The following is a 23,026-nucleotide window of genomic DNA, read 5'->3' as shown; positions in this document are numbered from 1 at the left end:
ACCGCATAGCCCGCTGCGTATCACGCCGCGGGCTTTTGTGCCCTCCCAAAGTGCCCGCAGGCCACAAGCCCCCACCGCGCGCCAATAATTCATTGACTCAGGCAGCCTCGCTACATCATAAAGGCAGCCAAATTCGTTCGCTTTTGCGACATGTAAATACATTGGTTCGACATCAAATTTGTGGCACACGGCCCTGCTGTGTACAATGACTGCCCTTTTGCCCCCGCAAAGCTGGCGTTCGTTCGGCGTGGATGGTAAGTGGTTGAATTAAAGAGCATTTGCTTCCAAGAGAGGCAAGCCTGGTGAGAAAGTGTCTATGAAAACAGGTCTGTACCATCCCGAGGAATTCAAGGACAACTGTGGCTTCGGCCTCATTGCCCATATGACGGGCGAGCCTAGCCACAACCTGTTGCAGACGGCCATCGAGGCCTTGACCTGCATGACCCACCGCGGCGGTATCAACGCCGACGGCAAGACGGGTGACGGTTGCGGCCTGCTGATGCAGAAGCCAGACCTGTTCCTGCGAGCCATCGCCAAGGAGCATTTTGGCGCCGAATTGCCACGCCAGTACGCAGTGGGCATGGTCTTCCTGAACCAGGACGACGCCCGTGCCGAAGCCGCGCGTGAAAACATGAACCGCGAGATCCTCGCGGCTGGCCTGCAACTGATCGGCTGGCGTCAGGTGCCCATCAATACCAGCGTACTAGGGCGCCTTGCCCTGGAGCGCCTGCCCAAGATCGAACAGGTGTTCGTGGGCGGTGAGGGCTTCACCGATCAGGAGTTCGCGATCAAGCTGTTCAGTGCCCGGCGCCGCTCGTCCGTCGCTAATGCTGAAGACACTGATCACTACATCTGCAGCTTTTCGCAGAAGACCATCATTTATAAAGGCCTGATGATGCCCGCCGACCTGGCGGCGTTTTTCCCGGACCTTAGCGATGAGCGCCTGCAAACCGCAATCTGCGTGTTCCACCAGCGCTTCTCCACCAACACCTTGCCCAAATGGCCTCTGGCGCAGCCGTTCCGGTTCCTGGCCCATAACGGTGAAATCAATACCATCACTGGTAACCGCAACTGGGCACTCGCACGGCGCACCAAGTTCGCCAACGAACTGATCCCTGACCTCGAAGAGCTCGGCCCGCTGGTAAACCGCGTTGGTTCGGACTCCTCCAGCATGGACAACATGCTTGAGTTGATGGTCACCGGCGGCATCGACCTGTTCCGTGGCGTGCGGATGCTGATTCCGCCAGCCTGGCAGAACGTCGAAACCATGGACCCCGACCTGCGGGCGTTCTATGAATACAACTCCATGCACATGGAGCCATGGGACGGCCCGGCTGGCGTGGTGATGACCGAAGGTCGCCACGCGGTGTGCCTGCTGGACCGTAACGGCCTGCGCCCGGCGCGCTGGGTGACCACGCGCAATGGCTACATCACGCTGGCTTCCGAGATCGGCGTGTGGAACTACAAGCCTGAGGACGTGATCGCCAAAGGCCGCGTTGGCCCTGGCCAGATCTTCGCCGTGGACACCGAGACCGGCCAGATCCTGGACACCAACGCCATCGACGACCGCCTCAAGTCGCGCCACCCTTATAAACAGTGGCTGCGCCGGCATGCGCTGCGTATCCAGGCGAAGATGGACGACCACGACCATGGCTCGGACTTCTACGACGCGGATCGCCTCAAGCAGTACATGAAGATGTACCAGGTCACCTTCGAAGAGCGTGATCAGGTGCTGCGCCCGCTGGGTGAGCAAGGCTACGAAGCCGTAGGTTCGATGGGCGACGATACCCCGATGGCGGTGCTGTCCCAGCGTGTGCGCACGCCTTACGACTACTTCCGCCAGCAGTTCGCGCAGGTCACCAACCCGCCGATCGACCCATTGCGTGAAGCGATCGTGATGTCGCTGGAAATCTGCCTCGGTGCCGAGCGCAATATCTTCCAGGAGTCCCCGGAGCATGCTTCGCGGGTCATTCTGAGCTCGCCGGTCATTTCGCCCGCCAAGTGGCGCGCGCTGATGAACCTGGAGCGAGATGGCTTCGGGCGCCAGTTGATCGACCTCAACTACGACGAAAGCCTTGGCCTGGAAGCGGCAATCTGCAACATCGCCGATCAGGCTGAGGAAGCCGTACGCGCGGGCAAAACCCAGATCGTGCTCAGCGACCGCGCCATCGCCCAAGGCAAGCTGCCTGCTCATGCGGCAATGGCCGTGGGCGCCGTGCATCACCGCCTGGTCGAAAAGGGCCTGCGGTGCGACAGCAACATCCTGGTGGAAACGGCTACCGCGCGTGACCCGCACCACTTCGCCGTGCTGATCGGCTTTGGCGCTTCCGCCGTGTACCCGTTCCTGGCCTACGAAGTGCTGGGCGACCTGATCCGCACCGGTGAGGTGCTGGGCGACCTGTACGAAGTCTTCAAGAACTACCGCAAAGGCATTACCAAGGGCCTGCTGAAAATCCTGTCCAAGATGGGTATTTCCACCATTGCTTCCTACCGCGGTGCGCAGTTGTTCGAAGCCATCGGCCTGGCCGATGAGGTCACCGGCCTGTGCTTCCGTGGTGTGGCCAGCCGCATCAAGGGTGCGCGCTTCAGCGACCTGGAAGCCGAGCAGAAAGCGCTGGCCGGCGAAGCCTGGAGCCCGCGCAAGCCAATCCAGCAAGGTGGCCTGTTGAAGTTCGTGTACGGCGGTGAATACCACGCCTACAACCCGGACGTGGTGAACTCGCTGCAAGCTGCCGTGCAACAGGGCGACTACGCGAAATTCAAGGAATACACCGCGCTTGTCGACCAGCGCCCGGTGTCGATGCTGCGCGACCTGCTCAAGGTTCGCGAGGCCGAGCAGCCTTTGGCACTGACTGACATCGAGCCGCTGGAAGCGATCCTCAAGCGGTTCGACTCGGCAGGCATTTCCCTCGGCGCGCTGTCGCCGGAAGCCCACGAAGCTCTGGCTGAGGCCATGAACCGCCTGGGCGCCCGCTCCAACTCTGGCGAAGGCGGCGAAGACCCGTCCCGCTACGGGACTGTTCGCAGCTCCAAGATCAAGCAAGTGGCCACTGGCCGCTTCGGTGTTACGCCGGAATACCTGGTAAACGCCGAAGTGCTGCAGATCAAGGTTGCCCAAGGCGCCAAGCCAGGCGAGGGCGGTCAGTTGCCGGGTGGCAAGGTCAACGGCCTGATCGCCAAGCTGCGCTATGCCGTACCTGGCGTGACCCTGATTTCGCCGCCGCCGCACCACGACATTTATTCGATCGAAGACCTGTCGCAGCTCATCTTCGACCTCAAGCAGGTGAACCCTGCCGCGCTGGTGTCGGTCAAGCTGGTATCGGAAGCGGGCGTGGGCACCATCGCCGCGGGTGTAGCCAAGGCCTACGCGGACCTGATCACGATCTCCGGCTACGACGGTGGCACGGGTGCATCGCCGCTCACCTCCATCAAGTACGCGGGCAGCCCGTGGGAGCTTGGCCTGGCGGAAACCCACCAGACCCTGCGCGGGAACGACCTGCGCGGCAAGGTACGGGTACAGACCGACGGCGGGCTGAAAACCGGCCTGGATGTGATCAAGGCAGCCATTCTCGGCGCCGAGAGCTTCGGCTTCGGCACCGCGCCGATGATCGCGCTGGGCTGCAAGTATCTGCGCATCTGCCACCTGAACAACTGCGCCACCGGTGTAGCCACGCAGAACGAAAAGCTGCGCAAGGACCACTACATCGGCACCGTGGACATGGTGATCAACTTCTTCACCTTCGTGGCCGAAGAAACCCGCGAGTGGCTGGCCCGCCTGGGCGTTCGCAGCCTGGGTGAGCTGATCGGGCGTACCGACCTGCTTGAAATGCTGACGGGTGAAACCGCAAAACAGGCGAACCTGGACCTCACCCCGCTGTTGGGCAGCGATCATATCCCCGCGGATAAACCTCAGTTCTGCGAGGCTGAGCGCAACCCACCGTTCGACAAGGGCCTGGTTGCCGAGAAAATGGTCGAGCTGTCGCTGGCCGGGATCGAAGCCCGTACCGGTGGCGAGTACGCCATGGACCTGTGCAACTGCGACCGCTCCATCGGTGCCCGCGTCTCTGGCGAGATCGCCAAGCGTTATGGCAACCAGGGCATGGCAGACGCACCGGTGACCTTCCGCTTCAAGGGCACGGCGGGGCAAAGCTTCGGTGTATGGAACGCTGGTGGCCTGAACATGTACCTCGAAGGCGACGCCAACGACTACGTGGGCAAGGGCATGACCGGCGGCAAGCTGGTGATCGTGCCGCCGAAAGGCAGCCCGTTCAAAACCCAGGACAGCGCCATCATCGGCAATACCTGCCTGTACGGCGCCACTGGCGGCAAGCTGTTTGCCACCGGCACCGCAGGTGAGCGTTTTGCAGTTCGTAACTCCGGCGCCTACACGGTGGTGGAGGGTACCGGCGACCATTGCTGCGAATACATGACCGGTGGTTTCGTGTGCGTACTGGGCCGAACCGGCTACAACTTCGGTTCCGGCATGACCGGTGGCTTCGCTTATGTGCTCGACCAGGACAACACCTTCGTCGACCGGGTGAACCATGAACTGGTGGAAATCCAGCGCATCAGCGGTGAAGCGATGGAAGCCTATCGCAGCCATCTGGAAGGGGTGCTGGCCGAATACGTGGCTGAAACCGACAGTGAATGGGGCCGTAACCTCTGGGAAAACCTGGACGACTACCTGCGCCGCTTCTGGCTGGTCAAGCCCAAGGCCGCCAGCCTCAAGTCGCTGTTGTCCAGCACCATTGCCAACCCCCAATAACGCAGCGGCAAGCCCCAAGCATCAAGCCGCAAGCTTGGGGCGCGCCAAGGCGGAACACCGAATTTTGCTTGCAGCTTGGAGCTTATAGCTTAGAGCTGCGCCGAGAGGCGCTTATGTCAGAACGCTTGAGTAACGACTTCCAGTTCATCGATGTCGGCCGCAAAGACCCGAAAAAGGTGCTGTTGCGCCAGCGCAAGAAGGAATTCGTGGAAATCTACGAACCCCTCAAGCCGCAGCAGGCTGGCGAGCAGTCCCACCGCTGCCTGGGGTGTGGCAACCCGTACTGTGAATGGAAGTGCCCTGTGCACAACTTCATTCCCAACTGGCTGAAACTGGTGTCGGAAGGAAATATCCTCGCCGCTGCCGAACTGGCACATCAAACCAACACCCTGCCTGAAGTGTGTGGACGTGTGTGCCCACAGGATCGCCTTTGCGAAGGTGCCTGCACCCTGAACGATGGCTTCGGCGCCGTCACCATCGGCTCGGTAGAAAAGTACATCGCCGACACTGCCTTCGCCATGGGCTGGCGCCCGGATATGTCCAAGGTGAAGCCAACCGGCAAGCGCGTGGCCATCATCGGCGCCGGCCCTGCCGGGCTGGGCTGTGCCGACGTGCTGGTGCGTGGTGGCGTAACGCCGGTGGTGTTTGACCGCAACCCTGAAATCGGTGGCCTGCTGACCTTCGGCATCCCTGAGTTCAAGCTGGAAAAAACCGTGCTGAGCAATCGGCGTGAAATTTTCACCGGCATGGGGATCGAGTTCCGTCTGAACACGGAAGTGGGCAAGGACATCACCATGGAGCAGTTGCTCGCCGAGTACGATGCTGTATTCATGGGCATGGGCACCTACACCTACATGAAGGGCGGCTTCCCTGGTGAAGACCTGCCCGGCGTGCACGACGCGCTGGACTTCCTGATCGCCAACGTGAACCGCAACCTGGGCTTCGAGAAAACCCCGGAAGACTTCATCGACATGAAGGGCAAGCGGGTAGTGGTACTGGGCGGGGGCGACACCGCCATGGACTGCAACCGCACCTCGATCCGCCAAGGCGCGAAGACCGTGACCTGCGCTTATCGCCGTGATGAAGCGAACATGCCAGGCTCGCGCCGCGAAGTGAAGAACGCCAAGGAAGAGGGTGTGAAGTTCCTCTACAACCGCCAGCCTATCGCTATTGTGGGTGAGGATCGGGTTGAAGGCGTGAAAGTTGTGGAAACCCGTCTGGGTGAGCCTGACGCACGTGGCCGGCGCAGCCCGGAGCCGATTCCAGGCTCCGAGGAAGTACTGCCGGCCGATGCCGTGGTGATCGCGTTCGGGTTCCGGCCCAGCCCTGCGTCGTGGTTCGACCAGCACGAAATCCAGCTCGACAGCCAGGGCCGGGTCATCGCGCCAGCTACCGGCGGTCAGTTCCGGCACCAGACCAGCAACCCGAAGATCTTCGCTGGCGGTGACATGGTGCGGGGCTCGGACCTGGTGGTAACCGCCATTTACGAGGGTCGCACCGCCGCCGAAGGCATCATGGATTACCTTCAGCTGTAAGCGCTATCGAGGCGATTGATAAAAGGCACGGTGCAACGCCGTGCCTTTTGCCGTGGTGTCTGAGAAAATGCCCGCACTTTTTTTGCGGATGCCCTCATGACTGCCTTGAAGAACGACCGATTCCTGCGCGCCCTGCTCAAGCAACCGGTAGACGTTACCCCGGTGTGGATGATGCGCCAGGCTGGCCGCTACCTGCCGGAATACCGTGCCAGCCGCGCCAAGGCCGGCGACTTCATGAGCCTGTGCATGAACCCTGCGTTCGCCTGCGAAGTCACCCTTCAGCCGCTGGAACGTTACCCGCTGGACGCGGCCATTCTGTTCTCGGACATCCTTACCATTCCGGATGCCATGGGGCAGGGGCTGTATTTCGAAACGGGCGAAGGGCCGCGTTTTCGCAAGGTGATCGATACGGTCGCCGATATCGAAGCCCTGCCAATTCCCGATCCGCAAAAAGACCTGGGTTATGTGATGGACGCGGTGAGCACGATCCGTCGTGAACTCAACGGCCGGGTGCCGCTCATTGGCTTCTCGGGAAGCCCCTGGACCCTTGCGACCTACATGGTCGAAGGCGGCTCTTCCAAGGACTTCCGTAAAACCAAGGCCATGCTGTACGACCAGCCAGAAGCCATGCACGCCCTGCTGGGCAAGCTGGCGCAGTCGGTTACCGCCTACCTGAATGGCCAGATTCTCGCCGGCGCGCAGGCCGTGCAAATCTTCGATACCTGGGGCGGCAACCTGTCGTCCGCGGCGTACCAGACCTTCTCGCTGGCCTACATGAAGCAGATCGTCAGCGGGCTGATTCGTGAACACGAGGGCCGCAAGGTGCCGGTCATCCTGTTCACCAAAAACGGTGGCCTGTGGCTTGAATCCATTGCGGACGCCGGCGCCGATGCGCTGGGGCTGGACTGGACGTGCGACATCGGCGAGGCCCGCCAGCGGGTAGGCAACAAGGTAGCGCTTCAGGGGAACATGGACCCCAGCGTGCTCTACGCCAAGCCTGCGGCGATCCGTGCAGAGGTTGCGCGCATCCTGGCCAGCTATGGCCATGGCAGCGGGCACGTGTTCAACCTGGGGCATGGCATCACCCCGGAAGTCGATCCTGCCCACGCCGGTGCATTCATCGAAGCGGTGCACGAACTGTCGGCGGCCTATCACGGCTAAGCGGCTGGCGGTTTTGGCCGCAAGCCCTGTATTTCAGAAAAAGTCCTAGAGAAGTCCGGCGCGCCAAGGCTTAGATTGCGCGTCCTCTGGCGGAACCGTCCGCTTGGAGCAACGTGACTTCCGAGGACTTTTTCCATGAAAGGATTTTTCAGGCCTACTCACCTGGCCATGGCCGTATGTACCGGCCTGGTGGCTGGGCAAGCAATGGCGCACGGCTACTTGTCTTATCCACCCTCTCGCGCTGCGCTGTGCCAGCAGGGTATCAACGCCGACTGCGGGCCGGCCCGATACGAACCGCAGAGTGTCGGCGAAACGGACAAAGGTTTCCCGGCCGTCGGGCCTGCCGATGGCCAGCTTGCCAGTGGTGGCAAGTCGCTGGGCGCCGCGCTGGACGTTCAATCCGCAGGCCGTTGGAGCAAGACCGAGCTTGCCAAGCGCGATATCACATTTGACTGGCAGTTTCTGGCCGCACACCCGGCTACAAAGTTCGAGTACTACATTACCCGCCAAGGCTGGAACCCGAACGAGCCATTGACTCGCGCAGCGCTCGATGCGGAACCGTTCTGCAGCTTTGACACAGGCAACGAAGTTCCTATCGACGGCCCTGCTGGCAGCGGCGGCCCGCTTTTGAAGAAGCACCCCTGCGTTCTGCCTGCAGACCGCTCCGGCTACCACGTCATCTATGGGATCTGGACCGTCGGTAACACCGACAATTCGTTCTATAACGTAGCCGATGTGGACATTACCGCCGAAGCCGGACCGGCCCCCGTCGACGGCTGGCAAGGCGTTGCCAACATTCCTGCCGTCCAGGTGCTGTTGCCAGGCGACAAGGTTACCGCTCGGGCTTTTCGCAGCGGCACTGAAAGCGCTGAACACAGCGTAACGCTGGACATCGAATCGGCCGAGCAGGGCCAGCCGGCCAACTGGGCATTCGACCTCGCCACGAAAATCAATGCAACCCAGGCGCTGATCCGCGCTGGCGCTCGCAATGGTGACGGTGACATCGAGCCCGTTCGAGGTGCCAACAGCATCTACGCCAAGGCAGAGTCCGGCGTAACCAATTACCAGATGGCATTCGACCTCAAGCCAGATACCGAAGCGCGGCTCTCGTTGCAAAACCTGCAGCCGAACTACGAGCTGGTCAAAGGCCAGGCTGAGTTGGGCCTTACGGTAAGCACCAACCGCCGCCTGAACATCGAGGCCGGCCTGTATGACGCCAATCACAAGGCAGCCGGCACCATTCGCCAAGCGGTTGAACCCGGCGACAGTGTGATCAGCCTGGATGTGCGTGGCATGCCAGGGGCTTACACCCTGAATGTGATCGGTAGCACCGAAGATGGCCGCGCCAACCTGCAAGTGAGCGAGCCTGTGGAGCTTACCGGCGACGGTGCTGCGGATTACGACCAGGTGTTCCCGAGCGGGCTTGGCACCTACAAGGCCGGTACCCGTGTACTTCAGCCCAGCGACGAGCGCGTGTACGAGTGCAAGCCATTCCCTGCAGAAGGGTGGTGCAACATCTTTAACCCGAACGCTACCCAGTATGAGCCGGGCACCGGCAGCCATTGGGAAGACGCCTGGATCGCTCGCTGACAGCGACCCCTGGCAATACCACCCCGGCGCGCTGCCGGGGTGGTCGAGGACACATCCGTGACGATCAAAACCTATTCCCGTTCGCAGAAGCTGCTGCATTGGCTTTCGGCCGTAGTGATTCTGTGGGCACTGTTCACCGGTTTTTATGTCGCGCTGGCTCCGGTCAGCTCGGAAATGAAAGGCTTGGCCGGATGGATCAACGTCTCCCTGACCACCTTGCTTATCCCTGTATTCGCCTGGCGCTGCGTCCTGGCGTGGCGTCATCGCATTGCGCCAAGCGTGCAGCCAAAGCCGTTGATGACACGTCTGGCGGGCTGGGTGCATGTAATTCTCTATTTGACGATCAGTGTGGTGCTGCTTACCGGCGTGCTCATGATGGAACGCTCCATCGTCGTGTTCGACTGGTTCATCTTGCCGCAGCCAATCAAGGATCCGGCACTTACCAGGTTTTTCCACATCCTCCACATTGCGAGCTGCGCAGTGTTGGCGACCTTGGTGGGGCTGCACATCGCGGCGGTGGTAAAACATTCCGTGAAAGGCAAGTCAGTACTGGGCCGGATGCTGTGAGCACGGTCATGCGCTACAAGTGGTGGGCATTGCCGGTGGTGATGGCGGCGGGCGCGGGCTGGCTTGTCTATCGTGTTTGGCAAGCGCCGTTACCGGCTACCCCACCGTTACCCTCGGTGGCCGCCAAGCCCATTTCCGCGCCCGCGACACTCTCGCCTCAGGTGATCGCGAGGCTGTTTGGCCTGCCTTCAGGTGCGCCGCTCGCACAGGCACGCACGGCGCTCAAGCTCAAGGCTTGCGTTGTAGCAGGGGAGCATTCCCGAATCCTCGTGGAGCACGCCGGGCTGGTGCAGGCGTACCGCATAGGCGACAGGCTCCCGGATGGAAGCCAGGTTCGCCGGGTTAACGCCGGCCATGCTGTGCTCTGGCAGCGTGGCGAGGAAGTGGTGCTGGCTTTACGACAGGCGACTGCAAACCGCCCTTCCTTCGAAGCGGTTGATGGGCCACCGGCCACTGGCACAAGGCGCTACCTGCGTTCCGCTCTCTCTGCAGGCCCACACTCATGAAACATGCCCCACAGTTGTTATCTCTCGCGCTCGCAACGTTGTTGGTATGCACTGCCGCACCCTTACGGGCCGATACCTGGATGCTGTCCATGGAAGACGCCGACGTCGTGGATGTAGCTACCGAAGTTGCCGACATCCTGGGATTGACCGCGATCGTGGACCCAAGGGCCAAGGCCCGCCTTACGGTGCATTCGGATCAGGCCCTGGACCGCAACCAGGTGCGCGAGCTGTTTTATACCGTGCTCGAAAGCCGGGGACTGGCCGCCGTGGAAGAAGACGGCCGTTTGTTGGTGGTTCCGGCTGCCGACGCGAAGGCGCGTGCCGCCAGCCGCACCGACATGGGCGTAGTCACGCAGGTATTGGCCCTGCATAGCGCACAAGCAGCCGACCTGGCGGCGTTGCTCAAACCGCTGGCCTCTGCGCACGGCTACGTGGGGCCGTCGGCTTCGGCCAATGCGCTGGTCATTACCGATACCGCGGCTAATGCCAGGCGCCTGTCGCGCCTGGCTCAGGAATTGGACAACGGTGAGCAGGCCGGGCATGACGTGTTACCGCTCAAGCACGCGGACGCCGGTGAGCTCGCGACGCTGCTGGAGCGAGCCACCGCTCGCAAAGGTGATGAAACCCCCCGGATAATTGCCGATCCCGCTGGCCACGCGCTGGTGCTGCTGGGCCCGCCCGCGTTACGCGAGCGGCTCAAAGGCTTGGCCCTCAGCCTCGACGTTCCCCGAAGCAGTGACAGCAATGCGGCCGTGATCCACCTGCGGCATGGCGACGCGCGACAGCTGGCCGAAGTACTCGATCCGCTCAGCCAGCAGGCAGGGGAACCGCTCGAGGGCTTGCCACGGGACCGCGCCGGCGCAGGCCAATCAGCGACCGTACGGGCCGACGAAAGCCAGAACGCCTTGGTGATGATAGGGCCTTCCAAGGCTATTCGGACGATGCAGGCACTGGTCAGCCAACTTGATCAGCCCCGTGCGCAAGTAATGATCGAGGCCGCTATCGTCGAGATCAGTGGCGACACCAGCCAGGCACTAGGCGTGCAATGGGGGCTGCAGGGCGGTGACCTTGGGGGCTCCAGCAGCTTCCCTGGGGCAGGGATCAGCCCGATCGGTACGCTTGCCGAAGAGCTGGATCTACCTGACGGTGGCCTGCTGCGGCTAGGCAACGATCGTTTTCGGTTGCTGGTGTCGGCGTTGGCCAGCAACGTGAACAGCAACCTGCTGTCCACCCCTAGCCTGATGACCCTGGATAACCAGGAGGCGGAGATTCTGGTGGGCCAGAACGTCCCCTTCCTCACGGGCAGTTACACCACTGGCAACAGTGGCTCGGACAACCCCTTCACCACGGTAGAGCGCCGGGACGTAGGCATCAAGCTCAAGATCCGCCCTCATATCAACGACGGCGATGCCATGCGGCTGGAGATCGAACAAGAGAACTCGGAGGTCGCGCCCACCACAGACCCCGCCGTCAAGGACCTGATCACCAACAAGCGCAGTGTAAAGAGCACCATCCTGGCGCGGGATGGCCAGATCATCGTATTGGGTGGCTTGATCAAGGACAGCGTACGCCAGACCGAAAGTGGCGTGCCCGGGCTCAAGCGATTGCCTTGGGTAGGCCGTTTGTTCACTTGGCGGCGTGATACTCAGGTGAAGACCAACCTGATGGTGTTCCTGCGCCCGACGGTGATGCGCGAGGCCGTAGCGCAATCGGCCTTGGCCGAGCGGCAACTGCAAAGGGCGAGGCAAACCGAAACCGAGGTGATCGACGACCCTCGTGGCCGGCGCGTGCCCCCTGAAGCGCAGGGCTTGTTCGAGGGGGCGCCGGGTTCACATGACTGAACCGTCGTTACCGCCCATGCCGTTCCGCTACGCCTCGCGCGCTGGCGTTCTGCTCGAAGGGACCGCTGCCGCGCCTGTGTTGGTGTGCCGCGGCCAGCCCGGTTGGGAAGTATGTGCCGAGGTACGCCGCTGGCTCGGTCACGAGCCTTGTCTGCAACTGCTTGACGACACCGCGTTCGCGCAGCGCCTGGCCCGCCATTACCAGGGCGATGAACACGACGCGCGGCATGTTGCCGAGCGCCTGAATGACGATCAGGACCTCAACCAGTTGGCGGTAGAGCTGCCGCATAACCTGGACCTGCTGGAGGATGAGGCCGAAGCGCCGGTCATTCGCCTCATCAACGCGCTGCTGGCGCAGGCGGTACGGGAACGTGCCTCGGATGTTCACCTGGACACCGAAGAAAACGCAGTGGTGGTGCGCCTGCGCGTGGATGGGCACCTTCGAGAAGTGTTGCGGGCGCGCCGTGAAGCTTCCTCTTCGCTGGTGTCCCGGCTCAAGGTGATGGCGGGGCTGGATATCGCTGAAAAGCGCGTGCCCCAGGATGGCCGGATCGCGCTGCGCCTGGCCGGGCACGATATCGACATACGCCTATCCACGCTGCCGTGCGTGCAAGGCGAGCGGGTGGTGTTGCGGTTGCTCGACAGGAACGCCGTGCCGGTCAGCCTGGAACACATCATGCCTCCGGGGCCCGGGCTTGAACGCCTGCGAGGGGTGCTGGCGCGGCCTCATGGCATCTTCCTCGTTACCGGCCCCACAGGTTCAGGAAAAACCACCAGCCTTTATGCGGCCCTGGCCAGTTTGCGGGAACAGGCACGCAACATCCTCACCGTAGAAGACCCGGTGGAATACCACCTCCCTGGAATAGGCCAGTCGCCCGTGAATGCGGCGGCGGGCATGACCTTCGCGCGCGGGTTGCGGGCCATTCTGCGGCAAGACCCGGACGTGGTGATGGTGGGCGAAATCCGGGATCGGGAAACGGCCGAGGTGGCCATTCAGGCTTCTCTTACCGGCCACCTTGTGCTGTCGACCCTGCATACCAACAGTGCCGTAGGGGCGGTAACCCGCTTGCTCGATATGGGGGTAGATGCCTATCTGCTGGCCTCCAGCCTCACTGCGGTGCAGTCCCAGCGGCTGGTGCGGCTGTTGTGTGTCCATTGCAAGCAGCCGCACGCCAGCGGTGGGTTCGAGCCGGTAGGTTGCGAGCACTGCCGCCATGGTTATCGGGGGCGGATGGCCCTTCATGAGCTGGTGGAAATGGATTCATCGCTCATGCTGGCCATTCATGATGGCGCGAGTGAGCAACAACTCGAATCGCTGGCCCGACAGCAGGCGCCAGGCCTTGCCGCAGCGGGCTTGCAGGCAGTAGCCGACGGGCTCACCAGCCTGACTGAGGTGCGCCGCGTGGTGGAAATAGGGCCATGAACCGTTACCGCTACCGCGCCGAAGATGCACAGGGCCGTATTCATAGGGGGCTGGAAAGCGCTGCCAGTTCTGCCGCGCTCCGGCAACAGCTGCGATCACGCGGCTGGGTACCGCGCCATATAAGCGTGGCCCGTGGCGGCCCACACGTGCAAAAGGTACGGGTAGGCAGCGCCGAGCTTGCCCTTGCCACACGCCAGCTCGCGACCTTGCTGCAAGCTACGGTGCCGTTGGCGAGCGCCCTTGAGGCCGTGACCCGCCAAATGCACGACAGCCCCACGGCCAAGGTATTGAAGGAGGTGCTGGGCGGCGTGGTAGAAGGCCGTAGCCTGGCCGCAGCCATGGCCAGCCAGCCCCGGGTATTTTCCAACCTGTATCGCGCCACCGTGGAAGCCGGTGAGCAATCGGGGCATTTGGGACAAGTGCTGGAGCAGTTGGCAGACCACCTTGAAGCGCGGCAGCTCGCTCGTCAGCGCATCCGCACTGCCCTGGTGTACCCCGCGTTATTGCTGCTGGTGAGCTCGGTAATAGTGGCGTTTTTGCTGGGCTACGTGGTGCCGGATATTCTCGCCCTGTTTACCGGGAGCGGCCAGGCATTGCCATGGCCCACACGGTGGCTGATGGGCTTTACGGGGTTCCTCGGGATCGCCTGGCCTTGGCTCGCCGCGTTCATGGCACTGCTGGCAACGGCGGGCCCGATACTGCTGCGCAAGCCCGCTCCCCGGCGGCGGCTGGACAGCCTGTTCCTGCGTGTTCCGGTACTCGGCCCCACCCTGGGGAACGCTGAAAGCGCCCGCTATATCAGCACCCTGGCAATCATGTTGGGCAGTGGCGTGCCTTTGCTGCCAGCGCTGAGAATTGCCAACGCAGTATTGGGAAACCTGGCGCTTCGAGATCGCCTCGTGGGTGTAGTGGATCGAGTGGCTGAAGGCGGTGCGCTCGCCCAGGCGCTGGCAGGTACAAAAACCATCAGCCCGCTCATGCTGCAGTTGATTGCCAGTGGGGAGCAGTCCGGCAACCTGGCCGGGATGATGCACCGTGCCGCTGACCAGCAGGAAAAACTCCTCGCCAACCGTATTGCCATGATGCTTAGCCTGTTCGAGCCTTTGATGCTGGTCGGGATGGGGCTCGTGGTCATGTTCATCGTGATGGGCGTGTTGCTCCCCATCCTCAGCCTCAACCAATTGGTAACCTGAATGCGTACATTGCAATTGCCGCGGGCGGCTCAGCGTGGCTTTACCCTCATTGAAATCATGATCGTCGTTGTCATCATCGGCGTGCTCGGCGCGCTGATCGTGCCTCAATTCATGGACCGTCCCGAGCAGGCCAAGGTCACCGCCGCACGCAGCGATCTGAAAGCCATTGCCACCGCCATCGAAATGTATCGCCTGGATAACGGCCACTACCCCAGTACCGAACAAGGGCTGGAGGCGCTGGTCACCCGCCCGCAAGGCGACCCGCCTGCGCCGAACTGGAGCCCGCGAGGCTATTTGCGTCAGCTGCCGGTAGACCCATGGGGCAGCCAGTACCGCTACGCCGTGACGGACACCGGGTTCGAGTTGAGCTCCCTCGGCGCGGACAGGCAACCCGGCGGCACCGAAGGCGCTGCCGACCTTGAGGCCTGGGCGCCTTGAAACCGTTGGCGCAACGCGGCTTCACGCTGCTTGAACTGCTGATTGTGATGGCGGTGATCGGAGCGGTGCTTGCCACGGCAAGCCTTGCCATGGGCCCCGATCCTCACCGCCAAGGCCGCCAGGCCCTGGCTGAATTGGGCGCACAACTGAGTGCGTTGCGCGAGCAGGCGGTGTTGCTGGACCGCCAGTACGGCATTGCCTTGAACGAGGCTGGCTGGCAAGCGATGGCGCTGCGCGAGGGTGCCTGGACGGCGTTGCCTTCCACTGGCACGTTGGGCACGGGTATGGCCTGGCAGCTCACGGTAGAGGGGCAGGCGGTGCTGCTGCCTGCAAGCGGCCCTGCCAAGCCACAGCTGCTCGCGCTGGCCAGCGATGAACTGAGCAGTTTTGAGTTACACCTGCGGTGGCAGGGGCAAAGCGTCGGGGTGCTGCGCACCGATGGCGCCGGTGACCCGGAGTTGCAACCATGAAGCGGCAGCGGGGCTTTACCCTGATGGAGCTGCTGGTAGCCCTGGCGGTATTTGCAACCCTGGCGGCGGCGGTGGTGTCCGCTGCGCAATGGAGCACCCTGAATCAGCAACGCCTGGAGGCGCGCTGGTTCGCCAGTATTGCCTTGGATAATCACCTTCAGGCCTTGACCCTGGGGCTGGTATCGTCCCGCACCGAGGGCCTGGCGCTCACGTTTGCCGGGAACACGTGGTGGTTGCAGCAACGGCCCGAGGGCGCCAGTGGCCTGTCCATAGTGCTGCAGGAAACGCCAGGTGGCGAAGCCTTGGCTACCTGGTCGGGGTCGCATCCGTGAGCAATAACCAGGGCGGCTTTACGCTGGTGGAACTGCTGATTGCCCTCGCATTGTTCGCCTTGCTCGGTATCGCCTGTTCAAAGCTGTTCGACCTGGCATGGCGAGCGGAACTGGGATTAACCACTCGCAGTCAGTCGCTGCGTGAACTGCAGCGTACGTTTACCGCCCTGGACCACGATGCGCTGCACGCCGTCACCTGGTACCGCCCACTGTACCTGGACAGGCGCCAGCTGACCTTCGGCAGCGCGGGCTGGCGCAACCCATTGGATCTTCCGCGCAGCGAGTTGCAGCAGGTGAGCTATCAGTTCAGTGACGGCGAACTCTGGCGGCATGCACGGGGCGATAACGGCGCGGTTACGCAACGGCGGTTGCTGAGTGGGATCAAGGCTGCCCGTTGGCAGGTGCTGGGCAAGGACAATCTGTGGCTGGATGGCTGCGAGGTGCGCTGTCGCCCTGCCGCGTTACGCTTGACCATCGAACACCCGTTGTTCGGAACCGTTACCCGCCTGCTTCGCTGGCCGGGGCGCGGCCGATGAGACAGCAACGGGGTATGGCGCTGCTCAGCGTGTTGTTGGTGCTCACATTGGCGTTGCTGCTGGTGGAAGGGGTTGTGCGGCAACAACGGGTAATGGTCGCCGCGACAACCATGCAGCTTGAGACTATACGCCTGCGCCAGGCGCTCCTCGAAGGGGAAGCGCGGCTGCTGGCCCAGTTGCCAAGGTGGGAAGGCTCGCGGCCTGAACCCGTGCACGTTGGCCAGCCTTGGGCCCAACCGCAGGCCTGGACCTTGAAGGACGGCATCTATCTACAGGGCGCGGTAACCGACCTGGCGGGGCGCTTCAACCTTCAATGGCTTGCGCGGCCAAGCGGGCTTGAGCAGTTCAAGCGGCTGCTGCAGGTGCTTGAGCTCAAGGCTGTTTCCTGGCCTGAAGGGCCCCTGCCTGCATGGCGCGAGCTCAGCCAGGCGCGCCTGCTAACTGGCGTCGACCGTCCGTGGCTGGCGCGGCTTGCGCCTTATGCCGCATGGATGCCCGAGGCTGCGCGGATCAACGTCAATACCGTGCAAGCGCCTGTGTTGGCTAGCCTGGGCATACCGATGGACGTTGCGCGGCGCCTGGAACGCGAGCGGCCTTCAGCGGGGTTTTCGACGGTGCAGGCCTGGCGCAACCAACCTGCCTTGCAAGGCCTGAGCGTGCAGGCCGGTGATCTGGCTGTCGGCAGTCGCTGGTTCCGCCTTGAGCTGGCAGCCCAGGCCGATCGACGCCGCCTGCGTTTGCTTGCCGATGTGGAACTGGCTGCTGCCGACGGGCACCCGCGGGTGCTACGCCGTTGGCTACGCGCAATTGAGGAAGAGGCGCCATCACCATGACAACATGGCTGTACATACTACCCCAGGCCACCGAGACCCTTGATGCGCAGCCGTGTTGGCTGATGCAACACGCCCAGGGCGTGACTGAAACCACCCTGGGTGACTGCGCCCGTATGCTTGAGGGCAAACCGGTGAAGGTCTTGCTGCCGATGGAGCGGTTTGGCTGGCACCTTTGTGCCCCTTGGCGGCACCGCGGCAAACCCACCACCGAGGCGATGCTGTTCGAGCTCGAGGAGCAATTGCTCCAACCCGCCGAGAGCCTGTGCGCCTGGCGTGGTCAACGGCATGCGGATAACCGTCATGAGCTGTGGATAACCGACGGGCAAGCTCATCACGCGCTGGTGGACTATTTACGCAGAGCACTCCCCACAATGGTCGGCTTGTGCATTGATGCCGACTGCTGCGCTGCGTCTCAGCCTGGCGCTGTGTGGATCGCAGGGCGCTGGCTGGTCGGCGGCAAGGGGTTGCCCAGGTTGGCGGCCAGCGAAGCCTGGCTGGGCGCTCTTGAACGTGACAGCGATCAGCCCATCGCTCGGCTGGAAGCGCCCGACAACCTTTGGGCAGCACTGCAGGGCTCCATGGGCCTGGACCTCCTTGAAAGCCGAAACACGCGGGCACATTGGCCATGGGTGGCCACCCTCGCAATAGCCGCCTGCGCGTTTGGCCTGGTATGCGCCGCCGAGTACCGAGTGGGTTCCACGTTGATCGCCGGCAACCTGGCCTTGGCGCACAGTAACGAACAGCGCATGGCGCAGCTGTACCCGGGTCAACCGCCAGGGCCCGCGCTGCTGGCCCGGCTTTCTGGCGCCAGCGGGAACGCACGTAGCGGCGCACTACCCGCGCTTGTAGCGTTGCTGCAGCAGCTGGACGCAACCCCAGGGGTACAGGTGCTCACGATCGAACGGGGCGCCGACAAGCGCTGGCGCCTGAGTGTGAGCGCGCAACGGCTGGAGGACATTCACCTTGACCGCAAGCAGTGGCGAATGCTCAAGATGACTGCCGAAGAAGGGCGCTGGCGCGGTAGCCTGGAGGAGATCGGAACATGAGTGCCTGGATGCGCTGGCAGCGGCTTTCAAAGCGCGAGCGGCTGACGTTATTGCTTGCGGCCGCTTTGCTGACCTCCACGGTGCTGTGGCGCTTCGCGTGGCTACCATTGCAGTGGCGCAGCGAAGCGGCCAGGGCGGCTCAAACCGAGCACGTGGCACTGGCCAGGCAGTTGGCGAACGCGCCGGCCCAATCAACATCCAGGCAGGCGTTCACCCCGGAGCAGCTTCATGCATCCTTGATCGAGGCCCAGCTAGACGTGAAACGCATTGATATTTCCACGGGCCGCGCGCAACTCTCCCTGGAAGGCGCCGCAGCTGCGTTGTGGCCGTGGCTCCAGCGCCTCGACAGCGCTGACCTGAAGCTCGACACGATCAAGCTCGCCCGGGAAGGCGACCGGCTACGGCTGATCATGGCCGTCTCTGGCCTGGCCCCGCCGGATTAAGCTTGGCTTCATCTGGGTTCACTACGCTGTGTTCATCCATACAGCGATGAGGGTTCAACCATGAAGCTGCGTTATCTTTCGATCTGCCTGCCTTTGTTGGCCGCTAGCGCCTTCAGCCACGCTGGCGGCTACACCGGCCCTAATGGCGGCGCTACAGGTACTGCCGCTGGCGTGATCGATACCGCGCAGGCGGCGAACCAGGCCGCTGATGATGCCCGGGTAGTGCTCGAAGGCACCATCACGCACCGCCTGAAGGGCGACAACTACGAGTTCCGCGATGCAAGCGGCACCATCAAGGTAGAGATCGACGACGATCAATGGCCCACGAATGCATCGGTCGATGACAAGCAAAAGGTACGGCTCGTCGGCGAAGTCGATGTGGACAGCGACGGCCGCGAGGTCGACGTTCACCGAGTGGAAATCGTCCAGTAACTGGGGCGTTCGACAAAAAAACCGGCCTAGGCCGGTTTTTTGTTGCCCGGGAGTACTGGCAGGCGCGCCAGCTTCACCGCTACCGCCAGTGCCAGTACCAGCAGGGCACCAATGAACGTGCCAATCCCGTTCCAGCCCCCGTAATGCCAGGCCACGCCCCCCAGGGTGCCAGCCAGGCTCGAGCCCAGGTAATAACTGAACAGGTAAAGGGAAGACGCCTGGCCCTTGGCATGGGTGGCGCGGCGGCCGATCCAGCTGCTGGCCACCGAATGCGCGCCGAAAAAGCCGAAGGTGAATATCAGCATGCCGGGAAGGATCGCGGCCAGCGACGGGAGCATGGTAAGCACCAGCCCGAACAGCATCACCGCGATGGCCACCCAGAACACCTGGCGCCGCCCGAACTTGTCCGCCAGCGCGCCGGTTTGCGCCGAGCTGTAGATGCCCGCGAGATACACGATCGAAAGCAGCCCCACCACTGCCTGGCTGAGATCGTAGGGGTCGGCCAGCAAACGGTACCCAATATAGTTGAACAACGTGACAAAGCCCCCCATCAGCAGGAAGGCTTCGAGGAACAGCCACGGCAGGCCAGCGTCACGGAAATGAATGACAAAACCGTCCAGGAGGCTACGAGGGTTGAGCGCGCGGCTGGTGAAGTTTCGCGAAGGCGGCAGCACCTTCACGAATACCACCGCAGCTGCGAAGGCCAGGCCACCGACCACGAGGGTTGCTGTGTGCCAGCTCACGTAGTCGATCAATACCCCCAGAATAAGCCGCCCCGACATCCCGCCGATGGCGTTGCCGCCGATGTACAAGCCCATCGCCAGGCCGATGTGCTCTGGATGGATCTCCTCACTCAGGTAGGTCATCGCCACAGCGGCCACACCGCTGAGCGAAAGCCCCAGCAGCGCGCGCATCAGCAGAATTGCCGGCCAGCTCGGCATCAGCGCGCTGGCCATAGTGCACAGGGCCGCGCTGAACAGGGCCGTCACCATCACCGGCTTGCGGCCGATCCTGTCCGAAATTGGCCCTGTAATCAGCAACCCGACCGCGAGCATGGCCGTGGAAACGGAAAGCACCAGGCTGCTCTGCGCGGCATTGATGGAGAACTCATGGGAAAGCAGGGGCATCATCGGCTGCACGCAATACAGCAATACAAAGGTAGCGAAGCCGCCACAAAACAACGCCAGCACCGTGCGCATGAATAGCGGCGTGCCTTTTTCGATCCAGCGTTCCGCGCCAGGGGCGGGTGAAGCGGCAACAGAGCGAACTGGTTCGGCCACAGCGGTTTTCAAGAGAGGCCTCATCAGGACAGTGCGGGATTAAAAAAGCATATAACTGGGCGAACATGACTTCCAATATATTGTTCGACCTGTTTGATATGTTCTGGATATGGTTATGGAGCTTCGTCACCTTCGTTATTTCATTGCGGTAGCAGAGTGTTTGCACTTCGGGCGTGCTGCCGAAGCGCTGGGTATCAGCCAGCCGCCATTGAGCCAGCAGATCCAGGCACTGGAACAGGAGCTGGGCGCGCGCTTGTTCGATCGCACCAACCGACGGGTAGCCTTGAGCGAAGCCGGGCGCTTGTTTCTTGAAGAAGCCAGGCATGTGCTGGCGCAGGTCGACAAGGCAGCGGATGTGGCACGTCGGGCCCAGTTAGGGGAACTCGGTGAACTGAAGATCGGCTTTACGTCGTCCGCGCCGTTCAATTCCAGTATTCCAGCGGCCATTCGTGCGTTCCGCCAGGCATTCCCCGCCGTGCACTTGCACCTGCGCGAGATGAGCAGCCAGGAGGTCGCCGATGCCTTGCTCGAGAAGCGTGTGGAAGTGGGCATCATGCGGCCGCTACCTCTTGCCGACACATTGCATGCCGTTGAGCTGTTCCGAGAACCCCTGGTAGCGGTAGTCAACGCCAGCCATCCCTTGGCGACAATGCCCGGAGACGGGCTGCCCATGGCTGCGCTCGCCGAGCAGCCGTTTGTGTTCTTCCCGCGCAGCTACGGTAGCGGCCTGTACGCTCAGCTGCTGAGCCTGGCCCAGGCCGCAGGGTTCAGCCCCCACTTCGCACAGGAGGCTACAGAAACCATGACCATCATCGGGCTGGTGTCGGCGGGCCTTGGCGTGTCGGTCCTGCCGGCCTCGTTCCGCTCCATACGTATCGATGGTGTGGTGTACAGGCCCTTGCTCGATACGGCTGCGGAGTCGGCGGTATGGCTGGTGCGGCGCACCGGGCCGGGATCTGCCATGGGCGAAGCGTTTACCCGTTTGTTGCTTGGCCATCATTGAGCCAAGGTAGCCTTTGCCACGCAGACCCTGTACATATCGTGGGGTGCGAGCGGTCGCACCGGATTGGAACGCAAAAAGGAGGATGCAATGCGACGTGTGGTGTTCAACCAAAAGGGCGGGGTGGGCAAGTCTAGTATTGCCTGCAACCTGGCGGCGGTCAGCGCCAGCGCCGGTTATCGGACGCTCTTGATCGACCTGGACGCCCAGGCCAACGCCACGCAGTACCTTACCGGCCTGGCCGGTGACGATGTGCCCCCTGGCATTGCCGCGTTCTTTCGCAATACCTTGGCCTCTGGGCAATTCGGCAAGAAGAACGCCGTAGACGTGTACGAAACGGCGTTCGACAACCTTCACCTCATCACTGCCACGGCGGAACTGGCGGACCTTCAGCCCAAGCTGGAAGCCAAATTCAAGATCAACAAGCTGCGCAAGCTGTTGGACACGCTCGAGGAGGACTACGAGCGTATCTACGTAGACACGCCTCCCGCACTGAATTTTTATGCGGTGTCGGCCATGATCGCCGCCGACCGGGTACTGATCCCCTTCGATTGCGACAGCTTCTCGCGCCAGGCCTTGTATGGGCTGATAAAGGAAATCGGCGAGTTGCGCGATGAGCACAACGAAGACCTTGTGATCGAGGGCATTGTGGTCAACCAATTCCAGCCCCGAGCGGCCTTACCGCAGAAGATGCTGGATGGCCTGGTTGCCGAAGGGTTGCCGGTATTGCCTGTATACCTGAATAGCTCAGTGCGGATGCGCGAGTCGCATGAAGCGAACAAGCCGCTGATCCACTTCGACCCTCGCCATAAACTGACCCGGCAGTTCGTAGATCTTCATGATCTACTCGAAGAGCACTGAACCCAATGGAGCACGGCATGAGAACCCTTGGCGTCATCGGCGGCATGAGCTGGGAATCCACCGCTACCTACTACCGGCTTCTCAACGAAGGCGTGCGCGACCGGCTCGGTGGCCTGCATTCGGCGCCTCTGCTGTTGCACTCTGTGGATTTCGCTCAGGTGGCGGCCATGCAAAAGGCCGGCGAATGGGAAGCTGCGGGGGCACTGCTGGGGCGTGCGGCACAAGGGCTGGAGCGGGCAGGCGCAACGGCGTTGTTGCTGGCCACCAACACCATGCACAAGGTCGCCGGGGCAATCGAGGCTTCGGTGGACATTCCACTGCTGCACATCGGCGACGCGGTGGGCCAGCAATTACAGGCCCAAGGCATTGAAAGGGTGGCCTTGCTGGGCACCCGCTTCACCATGCGCGAACCCTTCTACCGCGATCGCTTGAACGAACGCTTCGGCCAACACGTGCTGTTGCCTACACAGGCCGAAATGGAAGAAATCGACCGGGTTATCTTCAGCGAGCTGTGCGTAGGGGCTATCAAACCCGAGGCGAAAGCGTTCTACCTCGCCTGCCTTGAACGCCTGGAAGCCATCGGAGCGCAGGCCGCAATACTGGGATGTACCGAAATCGGCCTGCTGATCGGCCCGGACGATACGGTGCTCACATTGGTAGACAGCACCGAGGCCCACGTGGGGATGGGGTTGGAGTGGATGGTGGGCCGGTTCGCCGGGTAGCCCCGGCCCCTACATCGGCCCCCCGGCGAAGCGCGCGAATGGCCATCTCCAC

21 protein-coding genes are annotated in these 23,026 nt (G+C 62.5%); 20 read left to right on the top strand and 1 reads right to left on the bottom strand.

The annotated features are described in order from the left end of the window. The first annotated feature begins 316 nt into the window (after positions 1-316). The 17 genes from gltB to G7016_RS00465 all read left to right on the top strand — a co-directional run bounded on the left by gltB (position 317) and on the right by G7016_RS00465 (position 19,111). Positions 317-4,765, top strand: coding sequence for a glutamate synthase large subunit (gltB, locus tag G7016_RS00545; RefSeq protein WP_181110885.1), 4,449 nt, complete (start codon positions 317-319; stop codon positions 4,763-4,765). A gap of 113 nt (positions 4,766-4,878) precedes the next feature. After that, positions 4,879-6,300 (top strand): FAD-dependent oxidoreductase, encoded by a 1,422-nt coding sequence (locus G7016_RS00540; RefSeq protein ID WP_181110884.1) that lies wholly within the window; start codon positions 4,879-4,881, stop codon positions 6,298-6,300. Positions 6,301-6,396: 96 nt separating this feature from the next. Beyond that, positions 6,397-7,461 (top strand): uroporphyrinogen decarboxylase, encoded by a 1,065-nt coding sequence (gene hemE, locus G7016_RS00535; protein WP_181110883.1) that lies wholly within the window; start codon positions 6,397-6,399, stop codon positions 7,459-7,461. Between the two features lie 135 nt (positions 7,462-7,596). Next, positions 7,597-9,051, top strand: a complete 1,455-nt coding sequence (gene gbpA / locus G7016_RS00530; protein ID WP_258195022.1) for an N-acetylglucosamine-binding protein GbpA — start codon at positions 7,597-7,599, stop codon at positions 9,049-9,051. Positions 9,052-9,108: 57 nt separating this feature from the next. Beyond that, positions 9,109-9,618 carry a cytochrome b gene (locus tag G7016_RS00525; RefSeq protein ID WP_181110882.1) on the top strand — a complete coding sequence of 170 codons (510 nt, stop codon included), beginning with the start codon at positions 9,109-9,111 and terminating at the stop codon, positions 9,616-9,618. 8 nt (positions 9,619-9,626) lie between these two features. After that, positions 9,627-10,124 (top strand): hypothetical protein, encoded by a 498-nt coding sequence (locus G7016_RS00520; protein WP_181110881.1) that lies wholly within the window; start codon positions 9,627-9,629, stop codon positions 10,122-10,124. Further along, positions 10,121-11,965 carry a type II secretion system secretin GspD gene (gspD, locus tag G7016_RS00515; protein ID WP_181110880.1) on the top strand — a complete coding sequence of 615 codons (1,845 nt, stop codon included), beginning with the start codon at positions 10,121-10,123 and terminating at the stop codon, positions 11,963-11,965. Before G7016_RS00520 ends, gspD begins: the two co-directional genes overlap by 4 nt. Further along, positions 11,958-13,388: a GspE/PulE family protein gene (locus tag G7016_RS00510; protein WP_181110879.1), complete on the top strand. Its 1,431-nt coding sequence runs from the start codon at positions 11,958-11,960 to the stop codon at positions 13,386-13,388. The genes gspD and G7016_RS00510 overlap by 8 nt, the downstream gene beginning before the upstream one ends. Next, positions 13,385-14,581: a type II secretion system F family protein gene (locus tag G7016_RS00505; RefSeq protein WP_181110878.1), complete on the top strand. Its 1,197-nt coding sequence runs from the start codon at positions 13,385-13,387 to the stop codon at positions 14,579-14,581. The genes G7016_RS00510 and G7016_RS00505 overlap by 4 nt, the downstream gene beginning before the upstream one ends. Further along, positions 14,582-15,019, top strand: coding sequence for a type II secretion system major pseudopilin GspG (gene gspG / locus G7016_RS00500; RefSeq protein WP_181110877.1), 438 nt, complete (start codon positions 14,582-14,584; stop codon positions 15,017-15,019). It begins immediately after the preceding gene. Beyond that, positions 15,016-15,489, top strand: coding sequence for a prepilin-type N-terminal cleavage/methylation domain-containing protein (locus G7016_RS00495; protein WP_181110876.1), 474 nt, complete (start codon positions 15,016-15,018; stop codon positions 15,487-15,489). Before gspG ends, G7016_RS00495 begins: the two co-directional genes overlap by 4 nt. After that, positions 15,486-15,821 (top strand): type II secretion system minor pseudopilin GspI, encoded by a 336-nt coding sequence (gene gspI, locus G7016_RS00490; protein ID WP_181110875.1) that lies wholly within the window; start codon positions 15,486-15,488, stop codon positions 15,819-15,821. Before G7016_RS00495 ends, gspI begins: the two co-directional genes overlap by 4 nt. After that, on the top strand, positions 15,818-16,357 hold the full coding sequence (locus G7016_RS00485; protein WP_181110874.1) for a type II secretion system protein GspJ: 540 nt from the start codon (positions 15,818-15,820) through the stop codon (positions 16,355-16,357). The genes gspI and G7016_RS00485 overlap by 4 nt, the downstream gene beginning before the upstream one ends. After that, positions 16,354-17,190, top strand: a complete 837-nt coding sequence (locus tag G7016_RS00480) for a type II secretion system minor pseudopilin (RefSeq protein ID WP_181110873.1) — start codon at positions 16,354-16,356, stop codon at positions 17,188-17,190. The genes G7016_RS00485 and G7016_RS00480 overlap by 4 nt, the downstream gene beginning before the upstream one ends. Further along, entirely contained in the window at positions 17,187-18,236 is a 1,050-nt protein-coding gene (locus tag G7016_RS00475) for a hypothetical protein (RefSeq protein ID WP_181110872.1), read from the top strand. Before G7016_RS00480 ends, G7016_RS00475 begins: the two co-directional genes overlap by 4 nt. After that, positions 18,233-18,679 (top strand): type II secretion system protein GspM, encoded by a 447-nt coding sequence (gene gspM, locus G7016_RS00470; RefSeq protein ID WP_181110871.1) that lies wholly within the window; start codon positions 18,233-18,235, stop codon positions 18,677-18,679. The genes G7016_RS00475 and gspM overlap by 4 nt, the downstream gene beginning before the upstream one ends. Positions 18,680-18,739: 60 nt before the next feature. Then, a complete protein-coding gene (locus G7016_RS00465; protein WP_181110870.1) occupies positions 18,740-19,111 on the top strand; it encodes a NirD/YgiW/YdeI family stress tolerance protein in 372 nt (123 codons plus the stop codon). A 26-nt stretch (positions 19,112-19,137) separates the two neighbouring features. Here G7016_RS00465 and G7016_RS00460 read toward each other — a convergent pair whose 3' ends face one another. Beyond that, positions 19,138-20,403, bottom strand: a complete 1,266-nt coding sequence (locus tag G7016_RS00460; protein WP_375139668.1) for an MFS transporter — start codon at positions 20,401-20,403, stop codon at positions 19,138-19,140. A gap of 103 nt (positions 20,404-20,506) precedes the next feature. On the opposite strand from G7016_RS00460, the gene G7016_RS00455 reads away from it, so the two are divergent. The 3 genes from G7016_RS00455 (at position 20,507) to G7016_RS00445 (ending at position 22,974) form a co-directional block, all read left to right on the top strand. After that, on the top strand, positions 20,507-21,394 hold the full coding sequence (locus G7016_RS00455) for a LysR family transcriptional regulator (RefSeq protein WP_181110868.1): 888 nt from the start codon (positions 20,507-20,509) through the stop codon (positions 21,392-21,394). Positions 21,395-21,481: 87 nt separating this feature from the next. Further along, the gene (locus G7016_RS00450; RefSeq protein WP_181110867.1) at positions 21,482-22,252 is read left to right on the top strand and encodes a ParA family protein; all 771 of its coding nucleotides are present in this window, start codon (positions 21,482-21,484) and stop codon (positions 22,250-22,252) included. 17 nt (positions 22,253-22,269) lie between these two features. Further along, on the top strand, positions 22,270-22,974 hold the full coding sequence (locus tag G7016_RS00445) for an aspartate/glutamate racemase family protein (protein WP_181110866.1): 705 nt from the start codon (positions 22,270-22,272) through the stop codon (positions 22,972-22,974). The last annotated feature ends 52 nt before the right edge of the window (positions 22,975-23,026 follow it).

Origin of the sequence: Pseudomonas japonica, from assembly GCF_013522925.1 — a bacterium.
In the GTDB taxonomy this organism is placed as follows: Bacteria; Pseudomonadota; Gammaproteobacteria; order Pseudomonadales; family Pseudomonadaceae; genus Aquipseudomonas; species Aquipseudomonas japonica_A.
Note: the sequence above shows the minus strand (reverse complement) of the source record. Positions and strands in the feature narration are given on the sequence as shown.